The sequence below is a fragment of the Myxococcus llanfairpwllgwyngyllgogerychwyrndrobwllllantysiliogogogochensis genome, assembly GCF_006636215.1.
GTDB lineage: Bacteria > Myxococcota > Myxococcia > Myxococcales > Myxococcaceae > Myxococcus > Myxococcus llanfairpwllgwyngyllgogerychwyrndrobwllllantysiliogogogochensis.
The window spans coordinates 1-4,031 of the sequence record NZ_VIFM01000465.1; the positions used below are offsets into that span (position 1 = coordinate 1).

The 4,031-nt window shown below is 68.5% G+C and carries 2 protein-coding genes; both read left to right on the top strand.

Going from position 1 to position 4,031, the window contains the following annotated elements; genetic code table 11:
- Positions 1–2,917: S8 family peptidase (locus FJV41_RS48310; RefSeq protein ID WP_141649376.1), on the top strand; the 2,917-nt coding region annotated here is incomplete at its 5' end.
- Positions 2,918–3,015: 98 nt separating this feature from the next.
- Positions 3,016–3,570 (top strand): type VI immunity family protein, encoded by a 555-nt coding sequence (locus tag FJV41_RS48315; RefSeq protein ID WP_141649377.1) that lies wholly within the window; start codon positions 3,016–3,018, stop codon positions 3,568–3,570.
- Positions 3,571–4,031: the final 461 nt, after the last annotated feature.

Here is a 4,031-nt window from a genome sequence, read left to right on the forward strand (position 1 = left end):
GTCCCGCCCCACGACGGAGGAGAGCCCCTACTTCGACGGAGAGCTCCTCGTCCGGTTCCGTGGCGGCGTGCAGGCACTTGCCACGAGCGGCGCTGCCGTGGTGAAGGGCGCGAGCGTCCTCCACGCGTACCGCGGGGCTCCCGGGCTTCAGCACGTCCGGCTTCCGGTAGGATTGAGCGTCGAGCGCGCCCTGGAACAGTATCGCGCGGACCCTCGCGTCGAGTTCGCCGAGCCCAACTACCGCCTCGAGAAAAACGCGCAGCCGGACGACACACGGTTCCGCGAACAGTGGGGGTTGCACAACGTCGGGCAGACGCTCGGCGTCGTGGACGCGGATATCAATGCGCCGGAGGCGTGGGAACTCATCGAAGGGCGTGAGTCGGGTGTCGTCGCCGTCATCGACACGGGCGTGGACCTCACGCACCCGGACCTGGTCGACAACCTGTGGGTCAACCCCGGGGAGACCGCCGGCAACGGCATCGACGACGACAACAACGGCTACATCGACGACATCCACGGCATCGACGCGACGGACGCGGCGGGGGCCAGGCCGCCCAGGGACGACGATGGCCATGGCACACACGTGGCTGGAATCATCGCCGCGCGCGGTGGCAACGGACGCGGCGTCACGGGTGTGAGCCCCCGCACGAAGCTCATCGCCTGCAGGATTACGGACGCGAATGGAAACCTGTCGGGCGCGGCCGCCATCCGCTGCCTCGACTACGTCGCGGAGCTGAAGACGCGAGCACGGCACCCGGTGAACGTGGTCGCCACGAACAGCTCCTGGGGAGGGCGCCTCCCCTCGCAAGAGCTCGAACGAGCCATCGCGCGCAACCTGCCCGCGGGAATCCTCTTCGTGACCGCCGTGGGCAATACAGCCATGAGCCTCGACGAGAACTGGGGCTCCCAATATCCAGCGGAGTACTCGCTGCCGCACCTCATCCGGGTTGGTGCCTCGGACGCGTCGGACCGGCGTGCCTGGTTCTCCAACTTCGGTCCCCAGCGCGTGGACGTCTTCGCTCCCGGAGAAGCCATCCTGAGCACGGTGCCGGGAGGCGGGTATGCCGTCTACAGCGGGACCTCCATGGCGGCTCCCCACGTCGCCGGCCTCGTGGCGCTCCTGTCCGCGCAGGTGCCCGCGCGCGACTGGCGGACCTTGCGCAACCTGGTGCTCAGCGGAGGGCAGCAGGTGCCCGCCCTGCGGGACGTCAGCGTGACGGGCCGCCGCATCCGCGCCATCGGTACGGATGGAGTGGGCTCGATGAGCTGTGAGAACCAGACGGTGGCAAGGCGACTGGCGCCCCAGGGCGAGGTGTTCATCAGCGGCACGAGTTGGGGAGAGCCTGGTGATCGCGTCACCCTCTCCGCGCTGAACATCCGCTGTGGCGAGGCCGCGGGTCGCGTAACGGTGCTCATGAGCAGCCCCCCTGGCAGCATCGACCTCCTCGACGACGGCCTGGGCGCCGACCTGGTGGCCGGTGATGGCATCGCCACCGCGCACTGGTCCCCCCCGGAGACGGGCGCCGTCACCTTCACCTTCCCGGGAGAGGATGCGGTGACGGTTCATCCCAGGTTCCCTGCCCTCCCCTCCATCCACAAGGGGCGCGCATCCTGGAATCCCGCCCTGGGAGAGGTGGCCTTGTTCTCCATCGACTTCAGCGGACGTGGCTCCCCAGGGCCCTGGGAGGTCCAGTGGGATGTCGACTACAAAGGCCGCTTCGACGTCGATATCTCGACGGCGGCGCCAGGGACCTCCCACCCCGGCGAGGAGACGAACTCGGCCGTCCGGCTCGTTCCACAGGCCCCCGAGGCGGCGGTTGCGGCCGTGAAGCTCATCGACTCCCTTGGGGTCGTCTCGCCCACCCTGCAGTTCTTGACGGACTACCAGAAGCCCTATCCCTCCGACGTGCGGGTCGACGCGAACATCCTGGTGCCCGAGACTTCTCATCCGTTCGAGCTGACCGTCTGGTTCCGGGCGAACGGCACCATCGGTCCCTGGGTCGTGCAATGGGACTTGTTCCATGACGGAGAGCGCTTCACTCCATACGCGGCGGACCTCGTCCTGAGCACCGCGGGAGGGGAGTGGCCCAAGGCCATCGGGCGACTCACGCGGGTGTTCTCCGCATCCCATGGGGGGCCCCACCGCTTCGCCGTGCGAGTCATGGACGCGAAAGGGAAGACCTCTCCCATCCAGACGTGGGGCGCTGTCGCGGTCTGCGGCCCTCCCTTCATCCAGGAGGTGGAGTGGGAGAGCGCGGGGCGCGTGGAGCCCGTCGACGCGAGGCTGACCGCCCGCGCCGTTCAGGCCTGCGAGCCCATCCTTCGCTACCGCTGGGACTTCGACGCGGACGGGAGCTTCGATGCGGAGAGCGAGAGCCCCTTCATCCGTCATGTGTATGCGGACAACGTCACCGGCCAGTCCTCGCAGCGGGGCATCGTGCGCGCGGAGACGGCGACAACCCACTTCGACCGGACCTTCGAGGTTCCCGTCGAGAACACAGCCCCTCTTGTCCTTCCCATCCCCGAGCAGGTCGTGACGACCCGGCAGCGAATGGAGTACCAGGTCCCCGCCCATGACGTGGCGGGTGACACGCTCCGGTTCACCCTGAGCGCGAACGCCCCCAGGTGGGTCCAGCTGAGCGACACTGGACGGCTCTCCTGGACGGCCTCGGAGTCGTGGGCTCGGGGGGAGAAGCAGCTCGGCTTCAGCGTCACCGTGACCGATGACGAAGGGCTGTCCGCGACCATCCCCGTCGTCCTGGTCCCGGCGTATCGGCCGGAACCGCCCCCCGCGCCCCCAGATGAGGGCGGGTGCTCCACCACGGGGGGCGCCTTCCCGGGGGGTCTCACGCTGCTCGCGCTCCTGCTGAGGCGCCGTCAAGTGCGTGGCGCCAGACGTTGCACGACTTGCGCGTAGAAGCGGCGCACCGGCCACTCCTCGAGCCTTGTTTTCGAGTATGTGCGAGTCCCGTCGCCGCGGACTTCGAGGCGAAGCAGGTCAAGGGCCCCGACTCCATGCATGCACCCCCACCCTCCGAACTCGAGCTCATCCAGGACGGCATCCGGCTGACCTCGTGGGTCTTCGGCATCAACCTGTATACCAGCCGCTCGTTCTACGACGGCTCCGTCGGGCTGCTGTCGGCCTGGGACCTGTTCCAGACCCGGTGCCCACCCGAGCGGCTGACCTTCCACGCCACGGAGACGATGAAGGCCCACAAGCCGGTCACGAAGCGGGTCCTCGGACTGCTCGGCACCTGGCTGGCCCCCGATGCGCCTCGCAAGAACTACCTCACAGGGACGATGGAGCAGCTCGGTGGGCTCAAGGCCCTGCGGAGTCAGCTTCCCGCCGAAGTCGAGCTGCTCGAAGCCCGGCACGGCGCCCTGGTCAAGGCAGGGCCAGCCCCCATGACAGGCGACGTCGACCACGCGGAGATGTTGCCGCTGTACCGTGAGGTCTATCGGCTGCTCGCGCCGTGGATCGCCATCGCGGCGGACCAGTCCATGGCGATGCGGCTTGGGGGCGGCGCCATCCCCCGGACCGAGGCGTGGTACCGGCGACTGGGCACCTGAGCCCCCGCCAGGAAGCCGCCCCCCGAGCAGGCTCTGGAAGGCTTGTCCACTCGCCCCGTTGGTCAACAGTGCGGGGTTGGAATTCAGAACGTTTGAGCGCGTTGGGGACTGTCGCAAGGCTCGTCCTCGCCCGCCGGCGCGAGGGTTGGGGCCTTCCACTCAAACAGACGCAGGGTCCGCCGAACAGGGTGGCTCCTGCCACGCCTGGGAGCCTGCTCCCGAGCGTGGCGGTGTGCCTCTCGCTGGGCCTGCTGGAGGCAACACCGTTTGCGGAAACTTCGACTGGCATTCGCTGTCACGACTTTCTCACTGCTGCTGTCGGCAGGCTGCGGCAGTAAAGGAACGGAAAAGGAAACCCCTCCGGATGACCCCTCTCCGGACACCAGCCCCTCCGTACCCGGCGACGGCACCCCTGACCCCACGCCTGGCACCGGAGACCCCGACCCCACACCTGGCACTGA